The organism is Hyphococcus sp. (genome assembly GCF_965267305.1).
In the GTDB taxonomy this organism is placed as follows: domain Bacteria; phylum Pseudomonadota; class Alphaproteobacteria; order Caulobacterales; family Parvularculaceae; genus Hyphococcus.
In genome coordinates this window covers 2,989,713-3,015,087 of record NZ_OZ253945.1, presented here as the reverse complement: position 1 = coordinate 3,015,087, position 25,375 = coordinate 2,989,713, and the positions used below count along the sequence as shown (strand labels likewise).

The following is a 25,375-nucleotide window of genomic DNA, read 5'->3' as shown; positions in this document are numbered from 1 at the left end:
CGCCGGAATTGTGAAGTGACCCGCCGTCCCAGGGCCATCTATAAACAACCCGCCAATCATCATAGGGGGCTGCGATGAAGGCTCTATTATTGCTCGCCTTACGCGCATCAACCGGCGCGCTGTTAATCATCTGGGGGACGCTCCGCGCCATGTCGCCCGACACGGCGGTGCGCCTTTCCGAAAAATACTATGGCGGCGCCATCAGCGCCGACGCGCTCATCCTTCCGCTCGCTTATGGACAGATCGTCCTTGGCGCGCTCGTCATCCTCGGCCTCTTTCGCAGGATTATCTATCCGCTGCAGGCGGTTGTTCTCATCGCCGGCGCCGCCGCGATCTGGAAATATCTGGCCGATCCTCTCGGCCTCTGGCTGTTGACCGAAGAGACCCGGAATATCCTGTTTTTCCCGTCCACCACCGTCGCCGTCGCTTCGCTTGTCATTGTCTTTTTTCGGGACGATGACCGGCTCGCGCTCGACCGGCTGTTCGCAAAAGGCTGAGCACGCGCCGAAATGCGTCCTTCACGCGGTGAAGCGCATGGCGCCGGGCGGATCAGCCCTTATATGCTGGGGGTAGATGGAGGCGGATTATGTACCCCGAACACCCTTTGCGCGATGAAAGCTCGATTTCGCTTTTCTCGCTGGTTCTCAACATTCTCTGGCTCGCGCTTGGCGGCGCCGTCGCCGCGCTTGGCTGGTTCGTGGCCGCCTTCGTGTTGATGATCACCATCATCGGCCTGCCCTGGGCGCGCGCCGCTTTCGACAACGGCGTCTACACGCTGTGGCCGTTCGGGGCGAAGCCGACCAACCGCGAAATTCTCTATGGAGAGGAAATCGGCACGGGGCCGCTCGGTTTTCTCGGCAATGTCATCTGGTTCGTGCTCGCGGGCTGGTGGCTGGCGCTCGGCCATGTGGTCGCAGCGTTTTTCCTCGCCATCACCATCATCGGCCTGCCCTTCGCCTGGGCGCATCTGAAACTCGCCGGCTTTGCGCTTTGGCCGATCGGGAGAACGCTCGCCCATTCGGAGTTCCGCAGAAGGGCGTATTAAGAAAAGCCGCGCCGGCGGACCGGCGCGGCTTCTCTTTCTCCCCCGGAGGGTTTCTGGAGACGGGAGGAGTTCAGCGCGCCAGATAGTCGGCGAGCACCGGCCCCAGAAGTCTCGGCCTTTCCCAAATCAGATTGTGGCCCAGCCCCAAGAATTCGCGATATTCCGCCTGCGGAAGAGCAGCGCGCAAAGCCGCCTGATGCTCCGCGGGGAAAAGATCGTCTTTTGTCCCCGCCATAATCAGCGTCGGCGCCGTCACATAAGGCGCAAGGCGCGCAACCGGCGTATCGATCAGCTCGCGGGCGACGCCGCGCCAGACTGGCGCCGGGGTTTCGCGCGCTTCAGCCACCACATAACCGAGGAAAATTTCGTCGACCGGCGTCGGCGCGGCCGGGCCGTCCGACGGTCCGCCGAAGGCTTCCGGCGAAGCGGCGGCAAGCCATTCGGCGAGAAAACCTGTTTCGTAATCGGGCTCGTCCTCAACCGACAATGCGCCGGTCGCCAGCCAGTCGCCATGGGCGATTGGCGTCAAGCCGGTCGCGCCGGCGAGCACAAGTTTCTCGATCCTGTCCGGATATGTCGCCGCGAACTCAAACGCGATCATGCTGCCAAGAGAATGGCCGGCGATCGAGGCGCGCTCGATCTTCAGCGCATCCATGAAGAGTTTCACGTCATAGGCGAAATCCGCGAGCGCATAACAGCAGTCGGGCTTCGCGGCGGCGCCATGGCCGCGCTGGTCGAGAACATAGACGTGGAACTTCGACAGCGACGGCAGAACTTGAGTCCAGCTTCGGCTGGTGTCGGTGAAGCCGTGCAGCAGGATGACCGGCTCGCCTTTGCGGTCTCCCCATTCCACATAGGCGAGCCTCTGGCCGTTGGGCAGGCTTATTGTTTTTTTCTCCGCCGCCCAACCGGCCTGATCGATCCTGGCCTCTCCGGCGGAAGCGAAGCCGACCGAGGCAAGGCTGGCGGCGGCGATAACGCCGAGAAGCGCTTTCATGAGTTTCTCCATACTCACCCCGGCCTCTACTCAGACGGGGACCGCGCTTTTATGGAACGCCGCTCACCGCCGCCAATGAGCAAAGTCGCATCCCGGCGCCTGACTTTGGTCAGGAGGGCCCGCGCCTCGTTTTCGGCGGTTTAAACGGCTGTTCTGGGGCCTATTTTCAACAAAGCTCGGAGGAATCGCCATCCGCCCTGTTCTCGAGGCTCCGCCCGCGTTAAAATGCCGGTCATGGGTGTGACGTGGAGTGCTGGCCGGTTTCTGGGGGCCGCCGCCTTGCTGGCGGCGTGGCTTGCGCCCGCTTATGCGGAAACCGCCATTCCGCCCGCCGTCAACACCGGCAAGAAGTGGGAAGTCTACAAGAGCGAATGGAGCGCCGCCGATGAGGCGGGCTACGCCGCCTTCGTTCAGGCGATCGGCCGGTCCAACTGCTCCTCCATCGACGCCTGCATCAAAAGCGACGCGAACCCCTACCGTTCCTCCGTCGATCCCGACCTTCCCGGCGATTGCGCCGACATGGCCTATATTCTGCGCGCTTATTATGCGTGGAAAAACGGCCTGCCCTTTTCCTATCAGAACGCCATGCGCACCGCGGACAGGTCGCGCCAGGATCTGCGCTACTCAAGTGAGGGCAATGTTGTCGCGGGACGGCGCCAGATTTTGAATCACGTCTCGAATGCGCCAGCCTTCATTTCGCGGATCGGCGGCGAAGTCTCAACCGCCATGTTCCGCACCGATCCGGTCGCAGGCGGCGGCGGCAGCCATGACGACTTCTATCCGGTGAAAATCGAGCGCGGCGCGGTGAAGCCCGGCGTCCTCGCCTATGACATCTACGGGCATGTGGGCATCGTTTACGAAGTGCTCGACGACGGACGCGTGCTGGTCGTTGCGTCGCACCCGGACAATTCGGTGACGCGCACCGCCTACGGACCCAACTTCATGCGTTCGAAACCGGCGCTCGGCGCCGGCCTCAAAGCCTGGCGCCCAATCCGCGTCGAAGGCGCAAAAAACGACGCCGACGGATCGCTTCATGGCGGCAGGCTTTATGCGGCGAAGAACGAAGAGCTCGCCGATTTTTCCATGGAGCAGTATTTCGGCACGGAGCCGCACCCTTCCGGCGTCTGGCATTACGGCGAGTTCAAATATAACGGCCGCACGCTGAAATATTACGATTATGTGCGCCGCAAGCTCGCCGCGCCGGGCTTTGCGTACGATCCGGTGGAGGAACTGCGCTTCGGGCTCGAAACCATTTGCGGCGACCTCAAGTCCCGCAAGGTCGCCGTCGACGCCGCCTATACGTCGCGCGTTCATCTGAAACCGCATCCCGAGAAACTGCCGCCGAACATCTTCGGCACTTACGGCGAGTGGGAGGAATATTCGACGCCGTCGCGCGACGCGCGCCTCAAAGTCAGCTTCATCGAACTCCGCCGCGACATGCAGCAACTGGTCGAGGACGTCGAAGCGGGCGAGCCCGGCGTCGTTTATAAGGGCGACAATCTCGCCGCCGATCTGGTCAAAACCTTTGAGGAAGAAAAAGAGGCCTGCACCTTTACCTATTGGCGTTCGGATGCGACGCGCGTTCGCCTCAACCTCGCCCACGCCATGGAGCGCTTGTGGGAGCTTTCTTTCGACCCTTATCACTGCCCGGAACGGCGCTGGGGCGCGACCGGCGCGGAGCTCGACACCTGCACCGACGACGCGGTCAAATCGCAATGGTACAACGCCCAGCGCTTCCTGCGCTTTCAGGCGGAGCGAACCTATGACGTCAGGATGGATTTCGCCCTCAACGAGTTGAAGCCGCCGATGATAGCGGCGCCGGAAGACGGCGGCCTCGGCGTCGACGCCCCGGCCGATGCGGACATCCGCGCCTATCTGTACGGGCTCGGCGCGCCCCTCGTCGCCGACTATCAGGGCGAAGGCGCCTTTACGCCTGTGCGTTACGAAATGGGAACGGAAGCGGAAATTGGCGTCTTTTTCCCCCGCTGGCACCAGCGGCTGCAACACCTGCGGCGATAGCCCCCGTAGCTTTCGGCGGGGCCAGTCCCTATATTGGCTGCAAGATTGACAGACTATCTTCGCTTCAGGAGCGGTTCATGGAAACCTTTGTTTATCTCCTTATTCCTATCGGCCTTCTGGCCACCGCCATCATACTCGGGATCGGCATCTATTCCCTCGCCAAGGGCGGAACCTTCGCCAAGGAAAACTCCAACAAGCTGATGCGCATGCGCGTGGCGGCGCAGGCGATCACCATTGCTCTGATGATGCTCTTTCTCTGGCTTGTGGGCAAAGGCGCATAAACCCCAAAACGCCCCACCGCGCCTCCTCTTTCAGGCGCGAAAACCCGCTTTGCGGAACTCTTCCCGCGCAGGCGCCTTTGGCCGTTGAAACCCGGAAGTCCCGCGACTATGGTCCGCCACGACTGACGGCGCCCGGCCCGGCCGGGCGGCCATTCCCCAACCTCCCGCAGGAGCAGATGAGATGAAAATCCTCGTGCCCGTGAAACGCGTGATCGACTACAATGTCAAAGTGCGCGTGAAATCGGACCAGAGCGGCGTCGACCTCGCCAATGTGAAAATGTCCATGAACCCGTTCGACGAAATCGCCGTCGAGGAAGCGGTTCGCCTGAAGGAAGCCGGCGCGGCGGAAGAGATCGTCGCGATCTCCATCGGCCCGGAGAAGGCCCAGGACCAGTTGCGCCAGGCGCTTGCCATGGGCGCGGACCGGGCGATCCTCATCAAGACCGATGAAACCGTGGAGCCGCTCGGCGTCGCAAAGCTCCTGAAAAAAGTCGTCGAGGAAGAAAGCCCGCAGCTTGTCATTCTCGGCAAGCAGGCGATCGACGACGATTCCAACCAGACCGGCCAGATGCTCGCGGCGCTTCTCGGCTGGGCGCAGGGGACCTTCGCCTCGGAAGTCAAAATTGAGGACGGCAAGGCGAATGTCACCCGCGAGATCGACGGCGGCCTGCAGACCATCAAGATCAACCTCCCCGCCGTCGTCACCACCGACCTTCGCCTTAACGAGCCGCGCTATGCGTCGCTGCCCAACATCATGAAAGCGAAGAAAAAGCCGCTCGACGTGAAGGAAGTCGGCGATTACGGCGTCGATATCGCGCCGCGCCTTCAAACGGTCAAAGTCACCGAGCCGCCGAAACGCGAAGCCGGCGTCAAGGTCGCCGATGTCGCCGAACTGGTTTCCAAACTCAAAGAAGAAGGGGTGCTCTGATGGCGGTGCTCGTTGTTGCAGACGTTCACGGAAATTCCATTGACGAGTCCACGCTGAAAACCGTCACCGCCGCGAAAGCCATCGGCGGCGATGTCGACGTGCTGGTCGCCGGTTCAGGCGCAAGCGACGGGGCGGCGGCCGCCGCCAAGATCGACGGCGTGCGGAAAGTCCTTCACGCCGACGGCGAGCAATACGCCCACCGCCTTGCCGAGCCCTTCGCCGATCTTATTGTCAGCCTTGCAGGCGATTATGACGCGATCCTGAAATCCGCGGCGACCACCGGCAAGAACGTCATGCCCCGCGTCGCGGCCCTCCTTGATGTGATGCAGATTTCGGAGATCGTCGCTGTCGAGGCGCCGGACACCTTCGTGCGGCCGATCTACGCCGGCAACGCCATGCAGACGGTGAAGTCTTCGGACGCAAAGAAGATCATCACCGTGCGCGCGACCTCCTTCGCCGCCGCGGGGACAGGCGGATCGGCGGAAATCGTCACCGTCGACGCGCCGGCCGATCCCGGCCTCTCGTCATTCGTCGAGGAAAAGCTGACCAAATCGGAGCGCCCGGAACTCACCGGCGCCAAGATCGTCATCTCCGGCGGACGCGCCCTCGGGTCTTACGAGAATTTCGAGAAATATATCTTCCCCGTCGCGGACAAGCTCAGCGCCGCGGTCGGCGCGTCGCGCGCCGCGGTCGACGCCGGTTATGTGCCAAACGACTATCAGGTCGGGCAGACCGGCAAGGTCGTTGCGCCGGAGCTTTACATCGCCGTCGGCATTTCCGGCGCGATCCAGCACCTTGCGGGCATGAAGGACTCAAAAGTCATCGTCGCCATCAACAAGGACGAAGAGGCGCCGATCTTCCAGGTCGCCGATTACGGGCTCGTCGCTGACCTCTTCAAGGCCCTGCCGGAGCTGAACGACGCGCTTTAGGCGGCGCTAACATCACGAACTCAAAAGCCCCGCTTCGGCGGGGCTTTTTATTTCTTATTTTGACGCAGGTCCCGTTATTCAAAACAGTTTCGCCCTGTCACCCGCCCTTTTCGCTTTTTGCGCGAAGCATCATGACTTTCGGATCGACGCTGGAAGCACAAAGGATGCCGCCCCACATGGCCCCGGGCACACCCGGCGAAACCACATCCTGACCGGAAAGATACAGCCCCTTTATAGGCGTTTTCATGCGAAGCGCATCCGACAACATCCGCTTTGGCGTCGCCTCTATTCCGTAGAACGCTCCCTGTCGATGGCCGGTAATCCAAGCGGTTGAAAGCGGGGTCGAGAGCTCCTTGAACACAACCAGTTTGGCGAGCTCCGGAAAATAACGCTCAAACTGTTCGAACAATGTTTCTTCAACTTGCGCTTTGAAGATTGCGTAGTCTTCTTCCCGCTCTGCGGGCGGCTTATCGGCCCAACGCTCTACCACCGACCAATCTGTCCAGGCGATCAATTCCCCGGAATGCTGCAGTTTCGGACCGGGGTTATGCGAAGGGTCCTTCAGTGACGCAAAAGACGCAAACATGCCCGGCGGCGTTCCAGAGGGCGCATCGGTCCAAATGACATCAGTCTCTCCTGTCGGGTAGAGCCAGTGATTAGCCTTGGTAGCGCCAGCCGTCTCAATGTCGCCTTCAAATCCGAGGAACAATGAAAAATGGCAAAGGCTTGGACCAAAGGATCGAACCTCACGCACCCACTCATCTTCGCCGTGGCCTTCGGGGAGCAGCCGATCCACAGTTTCCCGGGCGCCGATATTTGAAATGACGGTGTCGGCAAAAATCTCCTCGCCGTCAGTGGTCCGCACGCCGATGACGCGTCCTTGGTCCATCAACATTTGCTCAACCCGGACGCCGGCGCGCGCCTCCCCGCCCGCCTTGGTTAAGACAGGCAGCATATGGTCGGCGATGACAGCAGCGCCGCCAACCGGGTACCAAGCGCCACATTCCAGGTAGGAATGCGCCACGATCGCATGGACCGCGAAGCTTGCAATGCTTGGGCGACCGCCATGATCGCCCCACTGAGCCATGAGAGCATTCGTCAATTGAGTGTTATCGGAGATTTCGGCGGCAACTTCCGCAATGGTCCGTCCACACCATTGTTTTATGGCGCCGCTTTTCCACCACTCAATGATCTCGCCAAATGGCTGCGGTATCGCCCGCGTCTGATAGACTGTGTAAGCAGCGTCTCGTGCTTTGTGCACGGCGTCAAACCAGGCGTTGATCGCTTTTGCCTCGTCTGGAAATCGCTCCTTCAGGTCGAGTGCATGGGCTTCATAGGGGCGTGAGAGAGGCAAGGGTTCTGCGTCGCCCATATGAAGGTAATCATAAACCGCGCCCATCGGCGCGAGATCAACGGGCGTATCGCAGAGCCAGTCGAGCGCCTTGCGGTCAGGCTCTCCGGGCGCAAAGCCGCTTAGATAGTGAATTCCGGCATCCCAGCGAAACCCATTTCGCGAAAAGCTATGGGTCTGGCCGCCCAGCGTTTCGTATTGTTCGAGAAGCAGCACTTTGTGTCCGGCCTGCGATAGTGCGCTAGCCGCAGCCATGCCTCCCATTCCCGAACCAATGACAATGACATCCCAGTCTTTTGCGAACTGATCGCGTTCAGCGTCGTTCATATAGCCTCCCCTTTGCCGCTTGGCCGGTCTGGCTCGGAAAAACAATTGCCTGACACTTGAAGACGCCACATTGATCATCATCAAAGACAATATATGGTTCTGTTTTTTCTTTCCTTTTCATGCCGCAGGGCAGCAAGAAGCGGGTGGCTAGCGCGCAATAGCCGGCGCAAAAATCAGCTCCATAAAAAAGGAGCCGCCCATGTCTTTCACCATCACCGGCCTGTCGCCCGCCGAATTCGCCCCGCTCTTCGCCCTTTCCGACGAGGAACTGGAACGGCGCGGGATCATCCGGAAGACCGCAACGTCGAAGCCCGGCTTTCCCTGCCGCGTGACGCTGGAGGATGCGGAACCCGGCGAAACCGTCCTGTTGCTCAACTATGAAAGCCACAAGGCGGAGACGCCTTATCGTTCGTCCTATGCGATCTATGTACGCGAGAGCGCAAGCGAAGCGGCAACTTACGAAAACGAACTGCCGCCGGTGTTTCAGGGACGCCCGATGGCTTTCCGGCATTTCAACGAGGACGGGCATCTCATCGGCGCGAGCCTCGCGCTTCACGGCGACGCCAAAGAGAAAATCGAGGAAGCGTTTTCCAACTCCGCCGTCGCCTATATCCACGCGCACAACGCCGCCCATGGCTGTTTCGCCGCGGAGATCAAACGCGGTGACTAAACCTCACCCCAACATCGCGGCGATGGCGAAACCCGCATAGGTGCCGAGCGCCGTGCCGATGGCGCCGACGAGAATGCCCGGCAGGACGAGATCATGCCGGTTTTCCGCTTCGGCGACAACGAAGGCCGTCGAACTGCCGCCGATATTCGCGGTCGAGGCGACGGCAAGCACGACCGGATCGATTTTGAAAAGCGCGCCGCCGCCGATCAGGAAAACCGCGTGAACGGCGAAGATGATCGCGACATAAAGAAAGAGCAGCGGCGTCAGCGCGCCGGCGGTCGCCAGCGCGCCGAGATCGGCGTTGGCGCCAACCACGGCGAGGAAAAGATAGATCGCCCAAAGGCCGAGCGCATGCGCGGCTTTCAGGCGCGAAAAAACCGGAACCTGCGCCGCGATCAGCGCCAGCGTCGTCACAATGAGGATCGACGGGACAGCGATCCCCCGCGCGTCGAGCCAGGCGGAGATCGCGCCGGAAACCCAGAGCGCGAGGGCGGCAAGCGCTAACGGCAAGGCGAGGTCCATGACGCTTAACGGCGAAGCGGATTCGCGCGTCATCATGTCTTCCGTAGCCGGAGCGATGGTCGCGGCCGCCTTGTTGAACCATGGCGTGCGCACAAGCACCGCCGGCAGCGCCAGCGTGATCAGAATCCACACATCAGTCATGACATTGTCGACCACGGTCGCCGCCGTATAAACGCCGCTGTCGCGGGTCATGTCCATCGCCACCGCAACGGCGTTGAAGTTGGCGCTGCCGCCGATGTAAGTTCCGGCGAACATGCCGGCCAGCGCGCCCTTGTTGTCGCCGAGAAGATCGCCGAAGGGCGTCACCGCTGTTGCAATCAGGACGCCGACAAAAACCCCGAGCGCGCCGAGCGCAAAGGCGCCGATCATTTGGCTTCCCGCGCGCTTCAGGGCGCCGAGATTGACCTGCAGCAACAAAAGAAAAATCGACCCCGAGATCACATAGGAGAAGGTGAACTCATAGACCGGATTGCCGGACGCCGCGGGCGGAATGACGCGCAAATTCGCAAGCAGCGCGCCGATGGCGATGACGATCAGCGCGGCGCCGAGCTTTTTCATCGCGCGATGGCGCGCCAGCAATTCCGCTGCAACGACGGAAGCGAGCAAGACCGCAAGCACCCCGAGCGGCGCCGCAATGAGAGCGTCAGATGTCATCTGCGGAGGACCCGCCCGTTGTTCTCCCTTCCTGATAGGCGGCATCGGCGGGGGCGGCAAATCCGGCGGCAGGGGGGCCGGCAAAGCAGCCCCTTACCGTAGCGGGTTAACCGGGGCTTCCCCCTTGCCAGCCCCCATGTTGCGGTGCAGTATCCGCGCCCCGCCATAACCAGAAAAGAGCGGGCGACGAGGGGCGGACGGAGCGTAAACCATGAGCAATATCAAGGCAGTAGGTGTAATTGGCGCAGGCCAGATGGGGCGCGGGATCGCCCATGTGTTCGCCGCCGCCGGCTATGACGTAATCCTGACGGATATCAGCGCCGGACAGCTGGAAGCCGCCATGTCGGCCGTCGCCAAAAATCTCGGCCGCCAGAGCGCCAAGGGCCTCATCACCGAGGCGGACGAAAAAGCCGCGATGGCGCGCATCACCACCGCGACCGACATGACCGCGCTTTCAGACTGCGATCTTATTGTCGAGGCCGCGAGCGAAGTGCAGGGTGTGAAGAAGGAAATCTTCGCAAGCCTCAAAGGCGTTCTCAAACCGTCCGCCATTCTCGCGTCGAACACCTCGTCGCTGTCGATCACCGGACTCGCCGCCGGCAGCGACCGGCCCGAACGCTTCATCGGCATTCATTTCATGAACCCGGTGCCAGTGATGAAACTGGTTGAGGTCATTCGCGGCATCGCCACATCAAAAGAAACCTTCGAAGCGACGAAAGAAGTGGTTGCGAGCCTCGGCAAGACCATGACGGTGTCGGAGGATTTCCCGGCTTTCATCGTCAACCGCATTCTCATGCCCATGATTAACGAAGCGATCTACACGCTTTACGAGGGCGTCGGTTCGGTCGAGGCCATCGACACGGGCATGAAACTCGGCGCCAACCATCCTATGGGCCCCTTGGAGCTCGCGGACTTCATTGGTCTCGATATCTGTCTTGCGATCATGCAGGTGCTGTACGAAGGCCTCGCAGATTCGAAATACCGCCCCTGCCCGCTGCTCGTGAAATATGTCGAGGCCGGCTGGCTCGGCCGCAAGACGGGGCGCGGCTTTTACGACTATTCGGGCGAGACGCCCATGCCGACGCGGTAGCAGGGTCATCCTTGAATTAAATCGCGCAAACAGCGGCGCCGGACTGGCGCCGGTGATTTGCTTCGCCTCCCTAAAAGCGCTCTACTCTTCGCTCCGCCTCGCCTCAATGAGGCGGCTCAAGCACAAAAAGGAGGAGAAGCATCATGGCTGTCGCACGGGTTACGGAAATCATCGCCGGGTCGCCGAAAGGCTTCAAGGACGCCATCGAACAGGGCATCGACCGCGCCAACAAGACGCTGAAAAATGTCGAAGGCGCCTGGGTGAAAGACCAGTCGATCATCCTCGACAAAGGCAAGATCAAGGAATACCGCGTCGTCATGAAAGTGACGTTCGTTCTCGACGACTAGGAATTTGCGCCTCTGAAAAAAACAGCCGCCTCATGAAGGCGGCTGTTTTTTATTCCGGCGTGTGAGTCACACTTACATTGAGCATGTCGGGCAGGGTTTGAGGCGAAAGCTGCGCCGCCGCCTGCACCGCGTCGAAACTCACCGGCTCGGAAGGCGCGGCCGTCAGCGAAATCGTCCCGCCTTTATCGAGAAAGTCAGCCAGCGCATTGGCGTATGCCGGAATGCGCGGATTCATTTCCGCCGCCTGCATGCCGGTGAGACGCACCATGCCCGACATCGCCTGACGCATTTCCGGACCCGACTCGACGCCGTTCTGTTCCGCGGCGTAAGCGAAAACACGGTCCGTAAATCCCGCATCCGAAAACGAGAAAAGGAAGTTTTTCAGCGTCATGCCGCCGACCGCGTCTTTCGCCAGCGTTTGGTCGCGCGCCATGGCGTCCCATTCGGCAAGCGACGGCCCGCCTATATCGAGGCCGATATCGTTTGAGAAATTGTCGACGATGTCGCTGGTTGCGGTCATCGCCGCATCGCCCGTCTCGCCGTTCCAGCGCCAGCTGAAACCCAGATCGCCTGCGATCTGTTCAAGGCCTAGCGCGGAGAGCGCCGCCGCCATCTGATCAAGCTGCGGCGCGGCCTCGGTTGCGAAGCCCGGCCCCATGCCATGACGCATCTGGTCCATGACGACATTCATGTCATAGGAAAAACCGGTATAGGAGGCTTCATAGTGCGACGGCACGAGCCAGTAAAAATCGGCGGCCGAAACTTCCGTGTAGTCGATCGAGTAATAAGGCTGCCCGTTCCAGAGTTCGCGATAGCCCGTCATGGTCTGCTGGCCGAAATCCATAAGGTCGGTTTCGGTGATCGGCGGCAGCTCCCATTTCGCCAGCCAGGAAAGCGCATTGGAGAGGCTGACATTGCGCGCGTCGGTCGCATCGATTTGATATTCGAGCGCGCCGCCTGGCGCGGCGGCCGCCAGAAACGCCGCCGGATGGCGCACCATCTCCCGCGCCGTCTCCGCCGGAGGCTTGTTGAGAATTTTTGCGTAAGGATGATCCGCGGCGGGTTTTTCGGACTTTTTCTTTTCCGCAACCTCGACCAGCGGATCGCCGCCAAACCCCTCCGCCGACATCGAGAACCCGCTGAGGCTTTGATAGTCGACATCGCCGGAGCGGTAGCCGCGGGCGAACGCCTCCGCGACCTTCAGCGCGACCCTGTCGCCCTGGCTGTTGTTGAGCCTAACGGTCAAATTCGAATAGGCGGCGCCGTCATAAGCGAAAGAGGTCATCACCGCCGCGATATGGCGCAGAATGCTCCCCTCTTCATTGGCCCCCGGATTCGGCGCCAGCGCGTAGGAACGCGCCGCAAGCCCGTCAATGACGAGTTTGTCGAGCGATAAGCCGGCGTTTTCGGTTCCCGCCTCCCATTGCAGGCCTTCTGACGTCACCTTCTCCAGCGTCATGCGGTCGAAGAGCGGCGCCATGTCGGAGAAACTCGCGGCGCCGGAAAAGACAGCTTCGGCCGCCGCCGGATCGCCGCCCCAGATGACGGCCCGTTCGGCGCGAAGCCCCGCCTCAGGCGCGGCAGAAAGTGCGAAGCGAAGATCGCTGACGACCATGGCGCCGAGGCCCGCATCGAAACTCGCGCCCCCATGGGAAACCTCAACCCAGTCCGGAAGCGCTGCAAACATCCGGTCCACATCGAACGCTTCGCCGCTGCGCAAGGAATAAGGCGCGCCGAGAAGATCCACCGCGGTCAACGGCGCCGGCGCCGTGGCGCAGGCGTGAAGCGCGAACGCGGCCACAGAAGCGCACAACATAGCGCGCATGGCCCGCACCGGTCTTTGATGGAATGTCGGCATGTCTTCCCCTCTCCGCAGCCATTGCGCCGCGATCAAGCGCGCCCGCCCCACCGCGGACGCGCTTCGGGAAGCTTAACCGCTTATTCCTCATGCGTCACCGTCAGCCCGATCACATCAGGCATGGTTTGGGGCGACGCCGCGCTGCTCGCCTGAAGCGTCATGAACGGAACCGGCTCAGCGGGTTTCGCCGCAATTTCAAGGGCCCCGCCCTTGGCGACGAAATCCGCCACCGCATTCACATAGCTGGAAAATTTCGGATTCATCTGCGCCAGTTGCGCGCCGGAGAGACGGATCATCGCGGGCGCCGACAGGCGCAGGTCTTCGCCCGTGCCGCCCATCTGCAGCGCCGCAAGTGAAAAGATCGCGTCGAGCGCTTTTTGATCCTCAACCTTCAGCGAGAAACTCTTGAAGGCGCCTTTCGACAGGACCGCATCCTCTTCGCCGTCTTCCATTGCGGCGGCGATTTCATCGAGCTTCAGATTGGAAAACGCCATATCCGCGTGAAGGCTCGCGACCTTGTCGAGATTGGCGGCGTAGGTGAAATCCGCGGCGCCGCTTTTTTCATTCCACACCCAGCTGGCGCTGCCATCGCCTTTCACCTTGTCGAGGCCGCCGTCTTTGAGGATCTTTACCGCCTCTTCCTCCGTATCCGGAACATAAGCCGTGAAATCGTAGACAGCGCCCTTAGTGTCGGCGCGGATATTCGCCGGAATAAGCCAGGTGAAATCGGCGGCGGTGACCGACGCCTCTTCAACGGTCGCGGCGAGCTTGCCGTTGACGCGCGTTTCCATCTTCGTCGCCTTCATGGTGCCGAGATCGATGAGATCTTTCTCGCTCGCAGGCGGCTCTTCACCTTTAAGGCCCCACTGCAGAAGGCCGGAAAAATCGATGTTTCTCCACTCGAGACGCTCCATGGCGACCTCTTGGCTTTCCGGCGCGACAATGCCCGCGAGCGGCCCGGACATGAAGATCGCGCCTTGCGGGCCCATAGCCTCGCGCATGGCGGCGAGCGATGCGGCGCTCTGCTTCATGTCATAGGAAAGATCGTTGGCGATGATGGCGCCGACGCGGCCGCCGCCCATCCCCACAATACGCAGATCCGGCGCGGAAAAGGCGACCGACGGCGCCTCGTCGCTTTCGGTGACAAGCGTCATGTCCTTGAAGTAAAGCCCGGCGAGATTGACGGCGTTGAAAAGCCGCGCGCCTTCGTCGCCAGCGCCTTCCTCCTGGAAACCGCCCTGGCGGATTTGCAGCTGGTCGAATTCGACGCCGCCGATCTTCAGGTTCGCCGCCTCGCCTTCCGCCATGTGGCCTTCGGAGGCGACGTCGAGAAACCGCACTTTCTGGAACACGGTTTCGAAGGGCGCGTCGAGCGGAGCGTCGGCCGCGCTGCGCACGCGCGCGATGGCGTCCATATCGACGCCGTAAAATTCGGCGCGCGCCACCACAACGCCTTCGCCGTCATCGGCGTCAGAGAAGCGAAGATTTTCAACGACAGTCGCGCCAAGCTTTTCGTCGAACGTCGCGCGCTCATAGGTCGGGCGCTCGCCCTCCGGCATCAGCGCGAACAGCGCGTCCACATCGACTTCCTCGGCGCCTTTCAGCGTAAAGCGCTGGTCGAGGGGCGAGCCTGCGTCGGCTTTCGCCGCCGCCACGCTCGTTTCCGATTGCGGCCCATCCGCCGCCTTTTCTTTTTTTCCGCAGGAAACGAGTGCGAGCGCCGCGACGCCGGCCAATAATGCATTGGAAAATTTCATGAAATGGGCTCCTTCCCACTATAGCCCGCACTGCTTCCTCACAGCGCGGCCCCCGCGATTGAAAATCTCGGGCTCCGTATATCGGGGTTGGGAGAGGAAGCCTAGGTCAGGGAATCGCCGATTCGACCAAGCGCCGCGCCTCAGGCGACGACCAGTCCGCCTCGCCCACCAGCCGGCCGACTTCCTGGCCTTTTGCATCGTAGAGGATCGACACGGGAAGAATGTCCGCGCCGCCGATGGCGAAAGCAAAGCGCAGATCCGGATCGGCGTAGAGTTTCAGATGTTCGATCTCGAGGCGGTCGAGAAACTGGCGCGCAACCTCCGGCCCGCGGGGATCGGCGGCGATGGCGACGACTTCGAATTTTTTCCCGCCGAGATCGGCTTCGAGGGCGTCCAGCGAGGGAAGCTCTTTCAGACAGGGCGCGCACCATGTCGCCCAGAAATTCACCAGCACCGCCTTCCCGCGAAAATCCGCAAGAGTCATGTCCTTTCCCTCGTGCTGGAAAGCGATTTCCGGCGCCCCGCGTGGCGGGAAAGTGTATTCGAAATCAGCCATTTCGCCCGTCAACAGCGACCGGTCGTGATCGAGCGCCGAGGCCGAAGGCTTCTCGCCCTTTGGGCTTACGCTGGCGCTTATGATGACGTAGAGGAGGAACGCCGCGCCGGCCCCGCCCCAGAGGAAAAGCCAGAACCGCGGCTGTTTAAGCAAAGATGACACCCGAAACGCTCCAAGGCCTGCTGAACTATGTCAGATAAAACCGAACGGCCCCAAAACCAAGGTTCCGGAAACCAGATGTGGGGCGGCAGATTCTCGCAAGGCCCCGCCGAGATCATGGAGGCCATCAACGCCTCTATCGATATCGACAAGCGGCTCTGGCGCGAGGATATCGCCGGATCGAAAGCCCATGCGGCGATGCTCGCCGAGGCCGGGATCATTTCCCGCGCCGACGCCGAGGCGATCCTCAAAGGCCTCGATACGGTCGCCGGCGAGATCGAAGCGGGGACATTCAAATTCTCGAAAGCGCTTGAAGACATTCACATGAATGTTGAGGCGCGTCTGAAAGAAATTATCGGCGAACCCGCGGGCCGGCTTCACACCGCGCGCTCGCGCAACGACCAGGTGGCGACCGATTTCCGCCTCTGGTGCCGCAGCGCCTGCGAGGACGCGGCCTCGGCGCTCGGCGATCTCATGGCGGCGCTTTCGGAACGCGCGCTTGAAAACGCCGACGCCATCATGCCCGGCTTTACGCATCTGCAGACGGCGCAGCCGGTGACCTTCGGCCACCACCTCCTCGCTTATGTTGAGATGTTTTCGCGCGACGCCGGCCGTTTCATGGATGCGCGCGAGCGCATGAACGAAAGCCCGCTTGGCTCCGCGGCGCTCGCCGGCACGCCCTTCCCCATCGACCGCGAGATGACGGCGGAAACGCTCGGCTTCGATCGTCCGTGTGCGAATTCTCTCGACGGGGTTTCCTCGCGCGACTTTGCGCTCGAACTTTTGTCCGCGGCGGCGATCAGCGCCATGCATCTGTCGCGTCTCGCCGAAGAGATTGTTCTTTGGACCTCGCCGCAATTCGGTTTTGCGTCGCTGACCGATGCGTTTTCGACCGGCTCCTCCATCATGCCGCAGAAACGCAATCCCGACGCCGCGGAACTCGTGCGCGCGAAGACAGGACGCATCACCGGATCGCTCAATTCCTTGCTGACGGTGATGAAGGCGCTGCCCCTCGCCTACGCCAAGGATTTGCAGGAAGACAAGGCCGCGACCTTCGAGGCGGTCGACGCCCTCGCCCTCGCCCTTTCGGCCATGACCGGCATGATCGCCGATCTGAAACCCAATCGCGACGCCATGAGAGAGGCGGCGGCGCGGGGCTTTTCCACCGCCACGGACCTCGCCGACTGGCTGGTGCGCAAGCTCGGCATGCCCTTCCGCGACGCCCATCACGTCACCGGCCGCGTGGTGGCGCTCGCCGAACAGCAGGGCAAACGCCTCGATGAGCTGGCGCTCGCCGACATGCAGAAAGTCGAGCCGAAAATCACCAATGACATCTTCAACGTGCTCTCCGTCGAAGCCTCCGCCGCGTCGCGCAAGGCCTATGGCGGAACCGCGCCGGAGAATGTTAAGCGTGAAGCGAAGCGCTGGCTTGATGCGCTGAAAAAGGAGTAGCCCCATGCGCGCCCTCATCGTCATTCTCGCTCTTTCCTTTGCTGTCTCGGCTTGCGGCAAGAAGGCGCCCCTGCGCGCGCCGGAAAAACAGCCCGAGCAACAATCCCTGACGCGGTAGGCCTCGCCTTGCACCATTTCGAATACCGGAACGGCCGCCTTTACGCGGAGGATGTGGACGTCGCGGCGCTCGCCGGCGAGATCGGGACGCCTTTTTATCTCTATTCCGAAGCGACGCTTCGCCGTCATATGCAGGTTTTCCAAAAAGCCTTTGCAGGAACCGATCCGCTTGTCGCGTTTTCGGTGAAGGCGAATTCCAACATCGCCGTTTTGAAAGTTCTACAAAGCGAAGGCGCGGGCGCGGACGTCGTTTCCGGCGGCGAATTGATGCGCGCCTTGAAAGCCGGGATTGCGCCGGAGAAAATCGTCTTTTCCGGCGTCGGCAAGACGCGCGACGAAATGAAGGCCGCCCTCGACGCCGGCATCTATCAGTTCAATGTGGAATCGGCGCCCGAGCTTGAGGCGCTGAATGCGCTGGCGCTCGAAATGAACAAGACCGCGCCTGTTGCGTTGCGAGTCAATCCGGATGTCGCCGCCGGGGGGCATGACAAAATCTCCACGGGCCGCAAGGAAGACAAGTTCGGCGTCTCCTGGGGCGAGGCGCGCGGGCTTTACGCAAAAGCACGGGAGATGAAAGGCGTCGATGTCGCCGGCGTCGATCTTCATATCGGCTCGCAGATCGCCGATCTCGCGCCCTTCGAGGCCGCGTTTTCAAAGGCCGCGCAACTGATCGCCGATCTCCGCGCTGATGGCTGCGCCATCGATCGCCTCGATCTCGGCGGCGGCCTCGGCATTCCTTACGGAAACGCCGCGCCGCCGCCGCACCCGGACGACTATGCGGCGCTGATCAAACGGCTGACGGCGCCCTTGGACGTGCGCCTGATCTTCGAACCGGGCCGGATGATCTGCGGCAATGCGGGCATTCTGGTGACGCGCGTGATCTATGTGAAACAAGGCGTCGCGCGGAAATTCCTGATCGTCGACGCGGCCATGAACGATCTCATCCGCCCCGCGCTCTACGACGCTCATCACGACATCATCCCGGTGGTTCAGAACGACGATGCGCCGCGCGAGACTTACGATGTCGTCGGCCCCGTTTGCGAATCGAGCGACTTTTTTGCGAAGGGCCGCGCGCTGCCCGAGATGAAGGCGGGCGACCTTGCGGCCGTCATGTCCGCCGGCGCCTATGGCGCGGTGCAGGCGTCGCAATACAATACGCGGCCGCTGATCCCCGAAGTGCTAGTCCATGGCGACCGCCACGCCATCATCCGCCGCCGCCCGAGCGTTGAGGACATTTTCTCTCTCGAAGCGGCGCCCGACTGGCTTTAGGCGCAGATTTTTCGCTGACGGATTTTGCACCGATAGCGGGAATCGCCTTTTGGAAAATTCATCACAAATGATGAATTCTTCAAGGAATCCCAGTGTTGGTGAATAGTTATCCACCACCTGTGCGCCGGCCCTATAATCGTATTTCTAGATCGCCATGGGTCGCTCGCCGCACTCTGCGCGATCGCCCGCAAAGGAAAATCGCCATGAAAATGACGCACGCAAAATGCAACGAGCAGAAAATGTTAAATGGCGCCACATCGCTCTGCACGCCAACAAACATGCGGGCGAAAAATGCGCGGCTTGCCAGGGACGGGCGCTCAGATCACGCCGGCGATGGAAAAGTTGTTGAGGACGATCAGCAGATTGCCCGTCGTCGCCATAGTGAAAAAGAACAGGACGATAAAATGCGGAAACCACAGCACCATGAAGCTGATCAGCCCCTGGAGGCCCAGCTTGGCGATGATCCAGCCGTCGCCCGCATGGACCATCATCGCATTGAGAAACGGATTGGCTTCGACGCCCGCGCCGGCGTCGAGGGCGATGACCGTGGAGATAATGTCGGCGACGCCGACAAAGTTGTAAAAAATAACGAGACCCCAGGCGATCCCCGTCTGCCAGGCGGAGGCGCGGGAGCGGCGCGCATCCTCCCCCAATTGCTGGCGGCGCTTGGATGAGGCGAGAGTGAAGACCAAACCTTATCTCCCGTTCGTTAACCTGTTTTCGCCAGCGATGCGCCAGACTGAGAAAGCTTTAAGGCGGGCGGCGTCGACGAATGCCGCTTCAAAGGCTATTGTGCAAGAAGTATGACCACCAGCGTGACACAGGCTGAAACGCCTTCCGGCGCAACGCCTAAAAAAGTCCCGAACCGCCGGATTCCCGGCGAGGGCGCGATTTTCGCCGCCCGTTCTGTCCTCTTTTGGGAAAGGCTGTGGCCGGCGCTCCTGCCGGCGCTGGCGGTCGCCTTCGTTTTCGTCTTTGCCAGCCTTTTCGATCTCTGGAAGTTCACGCCGTCCTGGGCTCACTGGCTCGCGCTGGGAATTGGCGGCGTCGGCTTCGCGGCCCTGCTCTATCGCGATCTCAAAGGTCTCAGACTTCCCTCACGCCGGGAGGCGCAGGCGCGTCTGGAAGAAGACGGGCGCGTCGCCCATGCGCCGCTGCAGGCGATGGACGATCGGCCCTTCAACGCCGAGGAAAATCCGCTTTGGCGCGCGCATCTCGAGGCGAGCGCCGAACGCGCCCGCGCCGCCAGGCTGCACCGCGCCCGCGACACGGCCGAGGCGCGCGACCCATGGGGCCTCCGTTTCATCGCCCTCGGCCTTCTCGCCATCGGCTTCATCGCTGGCGGCAAGGAGACGGTGACGCGGCTTGCGCTCGGCTTCGATCCGGGCGCCCATGCCGGCGCCGGAAAGCTGGTCGCCGATCTGTGGATCGAGCCGCCTGCCTATGCGGGCCGGGCGCCGATCTATCTGCTCCGCGCCGGACAGCCATTGCCCGTGAGCGCGGATCAGGTCGACGCGCCGGAAGGATCGGTCCTGAAAGCCCAGGTGAATGGCGGCGGGCGCATCCGTCTTTCCTATCAGACAGAAGCCGAGACGCAGCGCGCGCGCTTCGACCGCGAGAACAACGCAGCCCGCACGGAACTCGCCATCGGCGACAGCGGTCTCCTGCGTCTCACGCTGGGCGCAAAGGAAGGCCGCTGGCCCATCGGCGTCCTCGCCGACGCCGCCCCTGAAGTGGTTTTCACAGCGAACCCCGCCCGTACAGACGATGCGCGTCTCAGCTTCGCCGTCGAGATTGAAGACGATTACGGCGTGACGGATGCCTGGCTCGTGATGCGCCTCGATCCGGAGCAGGAACGCCCGCTCGATGCGCCGTCTTTCGATGACGCCGCGCTCGCCGAAAGCCGCGCCATTGCGCTCGAAGGCATCAGCGGCGCGAAGGGCGAACGCGCAGCGACCCTTGATCTTCAGGCGGACCCATGGGCGGGGCTTCAGGTGCTGGCGAAAGTCGTCGCCCGCGACGGCGCAGGACAGGAAGGCGAGACGGCGACGGTCAAGACGACGCTCCCCACGCGGATGTTTTACAACCCGGTCGCAAAAGCCGTCATCGAGCAGCGCCAGACCCTCGCCGTTGCGGCGCAGGACTGGCGCCGCGCGGCGCGCTCCTTCGACGCCATGACCCTCGCGCCGGATATTTTTTATGAGGAGCGGCCCACCGATTACCTGCTGTTGCGCTCGGCCTTCTGGCGGGTGATGCGTCAGAACGGCGATGGCTACGATGACGCGGTCGAGAAATTCTGGCCGCTCGCCTTGCAGCTTGAAGACGAGGCGCTGGAACTTGCGCGCCAGCGGCTTGAAGCCGCGCGCGAGGCTTTGCGCGAGGCTCTGGAACGCGGCGCCAGCGATGACGAGATCGAACGCCTGGTCGAGGAAATGCGTCAGGCCATGAACGACTATCTGACGGCGCTCGCCCAGTCGGGCCAGCCTATGGAGGAGGCGCCGCAAAACGCCCAGCAGCTTGAGCAGTCCGACCTCGACGACATGCTCGATGCGATCCGCGATCTGTCGCAGCAGGGCGCCAACAACGCCGCGCGGCAAATGCTGTCGGATCTTGAAAACATGCTGAACAATATGCGCCTCTCGCAAGGCGGCGGACAGGGCGGCCAGCAATCGGGACAGGGTCAAAGCGGCGAAGGACAAACCGGCGGGGCTGCAGGCGCCGCCGGCGAACTGATCGGCCGCCAGCGCGAACTCGCCGATGAAACTTTCGAACAGCGCCAGAGCGGAGAGCTTAACGGCGACGATCTCGCCGCGCGCGAAGGCGGCCTCGGCGGCGATCTCGACGCGCTGATGGATGCGCTTGAAGGCGATCCCGAAGCCGATCCCAATGGCGAGGCGGGCCGGGCGTTGGGCCGCGCGAGGAGCGCCATGCGCGAAGCGGAAGGCGCGCTTGCGGGCGACGATTTCGACGCCGCCGGCAGCGCCATGGAGCGCGCCATTGCGAATTTGCGCGACGGCGCCGAAGCCCTCGCCCGCGAACAGATGCGCCAGGCGCAAGGCGAAGGCGGAGGCCGCGAAGGCCAGCGCGATGGGCCCGGCGCCGATCCGCTCGGCCGCCCCTCAGGCAGTCTCGCCGGCGAAGGCGTCGAGGTTCCGGGCGAAAGCGAGGCCGGGCGCACCCGCGCCGTCATCGAAGAATTGCGCCGCCGTCTCGGCGAACCCGGTCGCGACGACGACGAGGTCGATTATCTCGAACGCCTGCTGGAGCGGTTCTAATCGTCAGTATACAGAAAAACCGGCGCAGCTAAATGCGCCGGTTTCACCTGTCATGTTAGAATGTTTATGAGCGCGCGCGCGTCCAGGGAAACGGCGCGTTGGCGTCGCGGTGACGACCGCCCATGCCGGCTGCAAAATAAGCCCCGGCGGCGGCGACAAGCGCGCTGGCGGCGATCAGGAAAGCGCTGATCGCGCCTACCGCGCGGACGCGGTCGGCCGTTTCACGGCTTTGCGTCTCCCATTCATCGATGCGGGCTCGCGCTTGCGGCTCGGACAAGTCCGTATTGTCAGCGATCATTTCCGCAGCGGCTTCCTTGGCCGAAGCCGACAACTCGCCGTCGTCGTTCACATCGGCAAGGATTGCAGACATCGTTGAACGGTCATTGGCGTCGGCGCCTCCCCCGCGCAAGACGATCGCAGCATCATTGGCCGCGCTTCCGGCAGCGGTCGCGCCAATATTCGCGGCGCCAGTAGCGGCGTGGATGGAAAGCGCAGCGCCTATCAAAAGTCCGACCGCCCAGACGACAAGACCGTGGGCGCCGTCGCGAAACTCAACAGCGTCCTGCGTCGCGCCGATTGCAGGGCGTCGAAGACGGCCGGCGATATATCCGCCGGCGATGAAACTGAAAATCATCACGACCAGCACCCAGGCCATGGTGACGTAGCTCAGGGTATCCGCTTGCGCGCCCTCGCCCGGAAAAGGCGATGAGATCGAAAGCCCGACCCCGCCGCCGAAAGCGAAAAGGACAAGCGAAATGGCGGAGGCCACAAACGCCCCCGCGAAGATCGCGCCCCATTCAACATAAGAATGCGTGTTTCCTTCGCCGTCCGTAACGACGACGCCTATCGTGTCTGTTGCGCTCATGATTAGAGACCCAACAGCGAAAGAACGGCCATAATGACGACAACGAGCCCAACGAGATAAATAATTCCGTGCATCTGTGTTTCTCCTTCGCCGGCTCCGGCTGGCCCGGCGTTTGTTGCTTTTCGGAAACACGCGTGAATGTGACCGGTTCCGGCGCGAACCGGAGAGATCGCCCCGCAGCGCAGCAATTTAAGGATCAGTTCGCAGACCCGAGCAGCGGAAGCCCGCGTTTGCGGCCATCATCATCCATGCCGTAGCCGATGAGAAAATCGTCCGCCCCCGCCTCAAATCCTATATAATCGCATTTGAGGTCTTCGGCGTGTCCGGTGAGTTTTTTCACAAACACACAGAGCTTCACCGCGGCGGCGCCGCGATCCTCAATCATGCCCTTGCCGAAATGCAGCGATCGTCCGGTGTCGAGGACATCGTCCACCAACACCACCGTCTTGCCTTTTATATCGACGGAGAAATCCTTGAGCAAGGTTACGACGCCGGATGACGAGCGCGCGCCGCCATAGGAGGAAAGCTGGACGAAATCCACATGCGGGTCGGCGCCGTGGCGGTAAAGCGCGCGCAACAAATCAGCCGCGAAGATGAAAGCGCCCGTCAGCACGGGCGCCAGAAGAAAATCCTTCGGCAGATCGCGCGCCATGTCCGCGGCCATCTCATCGATCCGTTTGGCGATTTCGTCTTCTGTAAAAAGCGTGCGCATCTCAACCGGCCCGTCATCTCTGCCCTGATATGCTCATAGAATCATTTACAAGAGCGCGCCAGTCCGCAGCAAGATTGACGGTCCCGCGCCGCTATGCAAGACAGGACGTCTCTTTTCGATTGTATTCCCAAATGTACGACATCATCACCAAGGCTGAATACTGGCGCTGGCTTGAAAATGGAATCAACACGCCCGCGCCCGGCAAAGAGGGCGGGCTGAAGCATATTCAGGACACGTTCATTCTCGCAGCGCTGGAGAATGTTGAAGGCTGCAAAATTCTCGAATTCGGCGGCGGACATTCGCGTCTGCTGCGCAGCCTCGGGAAAAAGAACGAATGCTGGAACGCCGACAAGTTCGAAGGCGTCGGCGCAGGGCCGACGCGTCTGCTTCAGCAGCGCGGCGTCAAGACCGTAAAAACGTTCATTGGCGATTTCGACGAACGCCTGCCCGATGGATATTTCGATTATGTCTTCTCCATCTCCGTCATGGAGCATGTGCCTCTCAATGGCCTTGCGGCGACCTTCGCCGATTGCGCGCGCATCCTGAAACCCGGCGGCGCGCTGATCCAGGCGATTGACCTCTATCTGCCGGACGCAATCGACAGGAACGACCCTGACTGTCAGTTCGGCAGGCGCCGCATTTCGCTTTATCTCGACGCCGCGGCGCAGGCGGGGCTGACGCTTAAAGAACCGGCGGCGCTTGACGGGGACGCGTGTTTTCGCGGCTCGCACGCCTCAAATTCGGACACCACGATGTATTTCTGGAACAGCGTCGCGCCGAGCCTGCGCGCTGTGCGCGAGCGAGCGCAATCCGTCGCGCTAAAGGGATGGTGGATCAAGCCTGAGGCGTAGGCTTATTCGCCCTCTCTGGGCAGAAGCGAATCAAGAACGCTTTTTTGCGGCGCGAAGGAAAGCGCCACCTCCACAACACCGTCCGGCGCGGGCGCGCGGGTCAGGAAATCCGCCATCTCGCCCGGCCCCACCTCGCCCTGATCGGCCGCAAAGGTCCAGCGCGCCAGGAGTTCTCCGCGCGCGCCCAGCGCTTCGGCCTGCAACAGCGGCGCAGAAACGGATCCGTCCGTATCATTGCGCAGATTGCCGGTGATTTCGATCGTCGGCCCGCCAGTGGACATGGCGAGGCGATGGCGCACATTTTCAATAGAGAGGCCGTAAGGATTGGCTTCAATGCCAATCACTGCATAGGCGTCGGCGGCTTTCGGCGCGACTTTGACGATCTCATCGCGGTAGAAGAAGACACCGTAGGCGACGCCGAAAACCACGATAAGCCATGCAGCCCAACCGAGAAACCGCAGCGGCGTCAGGCGATTTTTCTCACGCGCTTCGGCGCGGCGGCGGGCCTTCGAAATGGCGCGCTCAAGCTCGCGCGGCGTAACGCGCAGGGACGAGAAAAATTCTTCATCGAGATCGTCGGGATTGATGGGACGCGCATCCTCCATGCGCGCCAGCGCCGTCGCGCGGCGGCGCTCGGCGCGGACCTTGCGCCCGAAACCGCGGCCCTGCTCGCGCGCGTCATCGTCAACATCTTCCCAGTCGGCGTCGACCACATGGGCTGCATTAAAATCGTCATCCTCGCGCTCTTCGGGCTCCGCATCGGCAAAGCGCAGCGATTCGCGCTCTTCATTCCTGTTCTTGGCCTTGCGGGCGAAGAAGGGGCGGCTTTCCTCTTCCTCGTCATCCTCAACAACGAACTGCCGGCCTTTGCGCGAAGTTTTACCGGCGGGCTTCTCCTTATCCCGGCCTTGGCGCTCCCTGTCTTCGCGTTCCACAGGGGACGGCGAATCGAAGAGCGAATCATCATCGTCATCTTCTTCTTGGAAATAGTCAGCGCGGCGTTTCTCGCCGTCGCGTTTCGCCGCGCGCTTGACGTCTTTTCTGCTGTCCCGCTCAGCCGCTTCGCCCTCAGGAACGCCGACCTTCATCCAGGGGCGGGCAGCCGCCGGGCTGTCTTCCGCCCGATCACGGCCCCTGTCATGGTCTCTGTCGTCTTCCCGGTCGTCATCATCCGCGCTCCGCCGGGGCGGCGTCTTGTCCAGGGGCTCCACGTCCAGAAGCTCGGGCGCAGGCACGAACCAGCTTTCGCCGCAGGCCGAACAGCGGACGGAACGGCCATTTGGGGAAAACCGTTCGTCATCGACATCGTACCGCGTGGCGCAATCAGGGCAGGTGATTATCATG

General features: G+C 61.9%; 24 protein-coding genes. 14 read left to right on the top strand and 10 right to left on the bottom strand.

Features of this window, described 5'->3' with window-relative positions:
• The first annotated feature begins 74 nt into the window (after positions 1-74).
• Both ACQY5P_RS14475 and ACQY5P_RS14470 read left to right on the top strand, forming a co-directional pair.
• On the top strand, positions 75-497 hold the full coding sequence (locus tag ACQY5P_RS14475; protein WP_428407578.1) for a hypothetical protein: 423 nt from the start codon (positions 75-77) through the stop codon (positions 495-497).
• Positions 498-586: 89 nt separating this feature from the next.
• The gene (locus tag ACQY5P_RS14470) at positions 587-1,045 is read left to right on the top strand and encodes a YccF domain-containing protein (protein ID WP_428407577.1); all 459 of its coding nucleotides are present in this window, start codon (positions 587-589) and stop codon (positions 1,043-1,045) included.
• Between the two features lie 70 nt (positions 1,046-1,115).
• Here the strand turns inward: ACQY5P_RS14470 and ACQY5P_RS14465 are convergent, their stop codons facing one another.
• Entirely contained in the window at positions 1,116-2,042 is a 927-nt protein-coding gene (locus ACQY5P_RS14465) for an alpha/beta fold hydrolase (RefSeq protein ID WP_428407576.1), read from the bottom strand.
• A 225-nt stretch (positions 2,043-2,267) separates the two neighbouring features.
• Between ACQY5P_RS14465 and ACQY5P_RS14460 the strand changes: the two genes are divergently transcribed.
• The 4 genes from ACQY5P_RS14460 (at position 2,268) to ACQY5P_RS14445 (ending at position 6,199) form a co-directional block, all read left to right on the top strand.
• Positions 2,268-4,061, top strand: coding sequence for a hypothetical protein (locus tag ACQY5P_RS14460; RefSeq protein ID WP_428407575.1), 1,794 nt, complete (start codon positions 2,268-2,270; stop codon positions 4,059-4,061).
• 77 nt (positions 4,062-4,138) lie between these two features.
• On the top strand, positions 4,139-4,342 hold the full coding sequence (locus tag ACQY5P_RS14455; RefSeq protein WP_428407574.1) for a twin transmembrane helix small protein: 204 nt from the start codon (positions 4,139-4,141) through the stop codon (positions 4,340-4,342).
• Between the two features lie 181 nt (positions 4,343-4,523).
• Positions 4,524-5,270, top strand: coding sequence for an electron transfer flavoprotein subunit beta/FixA family protein (locus ACQY5P_RS14450; RefSeq protein WP_428407573.1), 747 nt, complete (start codon positions 4,524-4,526; stop codon positions 5,268-5,270).
• A complete protein-coding gene (locus ACQY5P_RS14445) occupies positions 5,270-6,199 on the top strand; it encodes an electron transfer flavoprotein subunit alpha/FixB family protein (protein ID WP_428407572.1) in 930 nt (309 codons plus the stop codon). Before ACQY5P_RS14450 ends, ACQY5P_RS14445 begins: the two co-directional genes overlap by 1 nt.
• A 97-nt stretch (positions 6,200-6,296) precedes the next feature.
• Here the strand turns inward: ACQY5P_RS14445 and ACQY5P_RS14440 are convergent, their stop codons facing one another.
• Entirely contained in the window at positions 6,297-7,958 is a 1,662-nt protein-coding gene (locus tag ACQY5P_RS14440; RefSeq protein WP_428407571.1) for a phytoene desaturase family protein, read from the bottom strand.
• Positions 7,959-8,076: 118 nt separating this feature from the next.
• On the opposite strand from ACQY5P_RS14440, the gene ACQY5P_RS14435 reads away from it, so the two are divergent.
• Positions 8,077-8,547: a DUF1203 domain-containing protein gene (locus tag ACQY5P_RS14435; protein WP_428407570.1), complete on the top strand. Its 471-nt coding sequence runs from the start codon at positions 8,077-8,079 to the stop codon at positions 8,545-8,547.
• Between the two features lie 3 nt (positions 8,548-8,550).
• On the opposite strand, the gene ACQY5P_RS14430 is transcribed toward ACQY5P_RS14435, so the two are convergent.
• Positions 8,551-9,723, bottom strand: coding sequence for a DUF819 domain-containing protein (locus ACQY5P_RS14430; protein ID WP_428407569.1), 1,173 nt, complete (start codon positions 9,721-9,723; stop codon positions 8,551-8,553).
• A gap of 211 nt (positions 9,724-9,934) precedes the next feature.
• On the opposite strand from ACQY5P_RS14430, the gene ACQY5P_RS14425 reads away from it, so the two are divergent.
• Positions 9,935-10,813 carry a 3-hydroxybutyryl-CoA dehydrogenase gene (locus ACQY5P_RS14425; protein WP_428407568.1) on the top strand — a complete coding sequence of 293 codons (879 nt, stop codon included), beginning with the start codon at positions 9,935-9,937 and terminating at the stop codon, positions 10,811-10,813.
• Between the two features lie 143 nt (positions 10,814-10,956).
• Entirely contained in the window at positions 10,957-11,160 is a 204-nt protein-coding gene (locus ACQY5P_RS14420; protein ID WP_375205049.1) for a dodecin family protein, read from the top strand.
• 49 nt (positions 11,161-11,209) lie between these two features.
• Here the strand turns inward: ACQY5P_RS14420 and ACQY5P_RS14415 are convergent, their stop codons facing one another.
• From ACQY5P_RS14415 to ACQY5P_RS14405, 3 genes are all read right to left on the bottom strand, one after another.
• Complete coding sequence (locus ACQY5P_RS14415) at positions 11,210-13,018, bottom strand: hypothetical protein (protein WP_428407567.1); 1,809 nt, start codon at positions 13,016-13,018, stop codon at positions 11,210-11,212.
• An 80-nt stretch (positions 13,019-13,098) separates the two neighbouring features.
• Complete coding sequence (locus ACQY5P_RS14410) at positions 13,099-14,775, bottom strand: hypothetical protein (protein WP_428407566.1); 1,677 nt, start codon at positions 14,773-14,775, stop codon at positions 13,099-13,101.
• A 106-nt stretch (positions 14,776-14,881) separates the two neighbouring features.
• The gene (locus ACQY5P_RS14405; protein WP_428407565.1) at positions 14,882-15,493 is read right to left on the bottom strand and encodes a TlpA family protein disulfide reductase; all 612 of its coding nucleotides are present in this window, start codon (positions 15,491-15,493) and stop codon (positions 14,882-14,884) included.
• A 75-nt stretch (positions 15,494-15,568) separates the two neighbouring features.
• On the opposite strand from ACQY5P_RS14405, the gene argH reads away from it, so the two are divergent.
• Genes argH through lysA form a run of 3 tightly spaced genes read left to right on the top strand, consistent with a single transcriptional unit; the run spans position 15,569 to position 18,328 of the window.
• Positions 15,569-16,942: an argininosuccinate lyase gene (gene argH / locus ACQY5P_RS14400; RefSeq protein WP_428407564.1), complete on the top strand. Its 1,374-nt coding sequence runs from the start codon at positions 15,569-15,571 to the stop codon at positions 16,940-16,942.
• A 4-nt stretch (positions 16,943-16,946) separates the two neighbouring features.
• A complete protein-coding gene (lptM, locus tag ACQY5P_RS14395) occupies positions 16,947-17,060 on the top strand; it encodes an LPS translocon maturation chaperone LptM (RefSeq protein ID WP_428407563.1) in 114 nt (37 codons plus the stop codon).
• Positions 17,061-17,068: 8 nt separating this feature from the next.
• Positions 17,069-18,328 (top strand): diaminopimelate decarboxylase, encoded by a 1,260-nt coding sequence (gene lysA, locus ACQY5P_RS14390; RefSeq protein ID WP_428407562.1) that lies wholly within the window; start codon positions 17,069-17,071, stop codon positions 18,326-18,328.
• A 317-nt stretch (positions 18,329-18,645) separates the two neighbouring features.
• On the opposite strand, the gene ACQY5P_RS14385 is transcribed toward lysA, so the two are convergent.
• A complete protein-coding gene (locus ACQY5P_RS14385; protein WP_428407561.1) occupies positions 18,646-19,020 on the bottom strand; it encodes a DUF5658 family protein in 375 nt (124 codons plus the stop codon).
• 111 nt (positions 19,021-19,131) lie between these two features.
• Between ACQY5P_RS14385 and ACQY5P_RS14380 the strand changes: the two genes are divergently transcribed.
• Positions 19,132-21,603, top strand: coding sequence for a DUF4175 domain-containing protein (locus ACQY5P_RS14380; protein WP_428407560.1), 2,472 nt, complete (start codon positions 19,132-19,134; stop codon positions 21,601-21,603).
• Between the two features lie 64 nt (positions 21,604-21,667).
• On the opposite strand, the gene ACQY5P_RS14375 is transcribed toward ACQY5P_RS14380, so the two are convergent.
• Both ACQY5P_RS14375 and ACQY5P_RS14370 read right to left on the bottom strand, forming a co-directional pair.
• Positions 21,668-22,468 carry a hypothetical protein gene (locus ACQY5P_RS14375; protein ID WP_428407559.1) on the bottom strand — a complete coding sequence of 267 codons (801 nt, stop codon included), beginning with the start codon at positions 22,466-22,468 and terminating at the stop codon, positions 21,668-21,670.
• A gap of 196 nt (positions 22,469-22,664) precedes the next feature.
• Positions 22,665-23,180 carry a phosphoribosyltransferase gene (locus ACQY5P_RS14370; protein WP_428407558.1) on the bottom strand — a complete coding sequence of 172 codons (516 nt, stop codon included), beginning with the start codon at positions 23,178-23,180 and terminating at the stop codon, positions 22,665-22,667.
• A gap of 131 nt (positions 23,181-23,311) precedes the next feature.
• Between ACQY5P_RS14370 and ACQY5P_RS14365 the strand changes: the two genes are divergently transcribed.
• Positions 23,312-24,031, top strand: coding sequence for an SAM-dependent methyltransferase (locus ACQY5P_RS14365; protein ID WP_428407557.1), 720 nt, complete (start codon positions 23,312-23,314; stop codon positions 24,029-24,031).
• Positions 24,032-24,033: 2 nt separating this feature from the next.
• Here ACQY5P_RS14365 and ACQY5P_RS14360 read toward each other — a convergent pair whose 3' ends face one another.
• Positions 24,034-25,374: a zinc-ribbon domain-containing protein gene (locus ACQY5P_RS14360; RefSeq protein WP_428407556.1), complete on the bottom strand. Its 1,341-nt coding sequence runs from the start codon at positions 25,372-25,374 to the stop codon at positions 24,034-24,036.
• Position 25,375: the final 1 nt, after the last annotated feature.

Excerpts from the sequence above, each read along its gene's own strand:
- ACQY5P_RS14475 (WP_428407578.1), top strand. The coding sequence starts at position 75 with ATGAAGGCTCTATTATTGCTCGCCTTACGCGCATCAACCGGCGCGCTG.
- ACQY5P_RS14470 (WP_428407577.1), top strand. The coding sequence starts at position 587 with ATGTACCCCGAACACCCTTTGCGCGATGAAAGCTCGATTTCGCTTTTC.
- ACQY5P_RS14465 (WP_428407576.1), bottom strand. The coding sequence starts at position 2,042 with ATGAAAGCGCTTCTCGGCGTTATCGCCGCCGCCAGCCTTGCCTCGGTC.
- ACQY5P_RS14460 (WP_428407575.1), top strand. The coding sequence starts at position 2,268 with ATGCCGGTCATGGGTGTGACGTGGAGTGCTGGCCGGTTTCTGGGGGCC.
- ACQY5P_RS14455 (WP_428407574.1), top strand. The coding sequence starts at position 4,139 with ATGGAAACCTTTGTTTATCTCCTTATTCCTATCGGCCTTCTGGCCACC.
- ACQY5P_RS14450 (WP_428407573.1), top strand. The coding sequence starts at position 4,524 with ATGAAAATCCTCGTGCCCGTGAAACGCGTGATCGACTACAATGTCAAA.
- ACQY5P_RS14445 (WP_428407572.1), top strand. The coding sequence starts at position 5,270 with ATGGCGGTGCTCGTTGTTGCAGACGTTCACGGAAATTCCATTGACGAG.
- ACQY5P_RS14440 (WP_428407571.1), bottom strand. The coding sequence starts at position 7,958 with ATGATGATCAATGTGGCGTCTTCAAGTGTCAGGCAATTGTTTTTCCGA.
- ACQY5P_RS14435 (WP_428407570.1), top strand. The coding sequence starts at position 8,077 with ATGTCTTTCACCATCACCGGCCTGTCGCCCGCCGAATTCGCCCCGCTC.
- ACQY5P_RS14430 (WP_428407569.1), bottom strand. The coding sequence starts at position 9,723 with ATGACATCTGACGCTCTCATTGCGGCGCCGCTCGGGGTGCTTGCGGTC.
- ACQY5P_RS14425 (WP_428407568.1), top strand. The coding sequence starts at position 9,935 with ATGAGCAATATCAAGGCAGTAGGTGTAATTGGCGCAGGCCAGATGGGG.
- ACQY5P_RS14420 (WP_375205049.1), top strand. The coding sequence starts at position 10,957 with ATGGCTGTCGCACGGGTTACGGAAATCATCGCCGGGTCGCCGAAAGGC.
- ACQY5P_RS14415 (WP_428407567.1), bottom strand. The coding sequence starts at position 13,018 with ATGCCGACATTCCATCAAAGACCGGTGCGGGCCATGCGCGCTATGTTG.
- ACQY5P_RS14410 (WP_428407566.1), bottom strand. The coding sequence starts at position 14,775 with ATGAAATTTTCCAATGCATTATTGGCCGGCGTCGCGGCGCTCGCACTC.
- argH (WP_428407564.1), top strand. The coding sequence starts at position 15,569 with ATGTGGGGCGGCAGATTCTCGCAAGGCCCCGCCGAGATCATGGAGGCC.
- lptM (WP_428407563.1), top strand. The coding sequence starts at position 16,947 with ATGCGCGCCCTCATCGTCATTCTCGCTCTTTCCTTTGCTGTCTCGGCT.
- ACQY5P_RS14380 (WP_428407560.1), top strand. The coding sequence starts at position 19,132 with ATGACCACCAGCGTGACACAGGCTGAAACGCCTTCCGGCGCAACGCCT.
- ACQY5P_RS14375 (WP_428407559.1), bottom strand. The coding sequence starts at position 22,468 with ATGAGCGCAACAGACACGATAGGCGTCGTCGTTACGGACGGCGAAGGA.
- ACQY5P_RS14370 (WP_428407558.1), bottom strand. The coding sequence starts at position 23,180 with ATGCGCACGCTTTTTACAGAAGACGAAATCGCCAAACGGATCGATGAG.
- ACQY5P_RS14365 (WP_428407557.1), top strand. The coding sequence starts at position 23,312 with ATGTACGACATCATCACCAAGGCTGAATACTGGCGCTGGCTTGAAAAT.
- ACQY5P_RS14360 (WP_428407556.1), bottom strand. The coding sequence starts at position 25,374 with ATGATAATCACCTGCCCTGATTGCGCCACGCGGTACGATGTCGATGAC.